Below are 1,543 nucleotides of genomic sequence, written 5' to 3'. Positions count from 1 at the left end.
CCATGAAAGCCGGGGGCGAATGTCTTGCGATGCCAGCCACTTCCACATCGAGATGGTGCTGACGGTGCTGGAAAACGCCGCACCGTTGCCAAATATCGCGGCATGCTGGGCATTCCGCCCGCCCATGCCCGCCGCCGCCGGCCCCGCGCGCGCGGCTGATACGGGGAAGACACGGGGGAGACGCGAAGGCGATCTGCCGCCTGCGACCCGCTTGCGTCGCTTCCTGGCCTGACCGCGGCCGCGCCCCGCGCTAGTCCCGAAGCCGCGCGACAGGATGGAGATGCAGGACCATGGCCTATTTTCTGGGGGTCGATACCGGCGGCACCTATACCGATGCCGTGGTGCTGGACGAGGCCCGGAACCGCATTCTCGGCACGGCCAAGGCGCTGACCAGCCGGCACGACCTGGCGGTGGGCATCGGCCAGGCGGTGGATGCGGCGCTGGCGGCCTCGGGCGTGGCGCCCGGGCAGGTCGCGCTGGTGTCGCTGTCGACGACGCTGGCCACCAATGCGCTGGTCGAAGGCCAGGGCGGGCGGGTCGCGCTGGTGGCGATCGGCTTTGACGCGGGCGATCTGGAACGCGCGGGCCTGGCCGAGGCGCTGCATGGCGATCCGGTGATCCGCATTGCCGGCGGGCACAGCCATGCCGGGCTGGAAGCCACCAAGCTGGACCTCGCCGCCCTGGAAAGCGCCCTGGCCGAGGTGGCGCCTCAGGTCGTGGGCTTTGCCGTCGCCGCCCGTTTTGCCACCCGCAACCCCGCGCATGAAAACGCCGTGCGCGAAGCGATCCGCCGGCTGACCGGCCGTCCCGTCACCTGCAGCCACGAATTGTCGGCCCAGCTGAACGGCCCGAAACGCGCGCTGACCGCAGTGCTGAATGCCCGCCTGATCGGCATGATCGACCGCCTGGTCGCCGCCTGCGAGCGTCACCTGGCCGCGCTGGGCATTGCCGCGCCCTTGATGGTGGTGCGCGGCGATGGCGCCTTGATCAGCGCCGCCATGGTGCGCGAGCGCCCGATCGAGACCATCCTCTCCGGCCCCGCCGCCTCGATCGTTGGCGCGCGCTGGCTGACCGGCGCCAAGGACGCCTTGGTCAGCGATATCGGCGGCACCACCACCGATGTGGCGCTGCTGAAGGACGGCCTGCCGGAAATCGACCCGCAGGGCGCCCGCGTCGGCGGGTTGCGCACCATGGTCGAGGCGGTGGCGATGCGCACCACCGGCCTTGGCGGCGACAGCGAGGTGCATCTGGTGACCGAAGGCCTGGCCGGCAGCCTGCGCCTGGGCCCGCGCCGGCTGATCCCGGTCTCGCTTCTGGCGGTGGACCACCCCGATCTGGTGCATGGCGCGCTGGACCGCTGGCTGTCGACCGAAACCGCCGGAGAGCTGGATGGCCGCTTCGTCATCCCGATGCCGGGGGCGAATGCGGGCGGGCTTTCTGCGCGCGAAGCCGCGGTGCTGGCGCGGATCGCGGCCCCGATGCCCGCGGCTCAGGCCCTGACCTCGCGGCTTGAGGCGGCGGCGCTGGAGCGGCTGGTGGCGCG

The 1,543-nt window shown here is 71.9% G+C and carries 2 protein-coding genes; both read left to right on the top strand.

What is annotated here, in order from left to right; translation table 11 throughout:
* The coding region (locus K1Y73_RS22180) for a hypothetical protein (RefSeq protein WP_263626738.1) at positions 1 to 232 on the top strand (232 nt) is incomplete at its 5' end.
* Positions 233 to 290: 58 nt separating this feature from the next.
* Positions 291 to 1,543, top strand: a 1,253-nt coding sequence (locus K1Y73_RS21850) for a hydantoinase/oxoprolinase N-terminal domain-containing protein (RefSeq protein WP_225030521.1), incomplete at its 3' end; no start/stop codon positions are given.

It is taken from the genome of Xinfangfangia pollutisoli (assembly GCF_020179405.1).
Taxonomy (GTDB): domain Bacteria; phylum Pseudomonadota; class Alphaproteobacteria; order Rhodobacterales; family Rhodobacteraceae; genus Pseudogemmobacter; species Pseudogemmobacter pollutisoli.
This window is presented reverse-complemented; position numbering and strand designations above follow the sequence as displayed.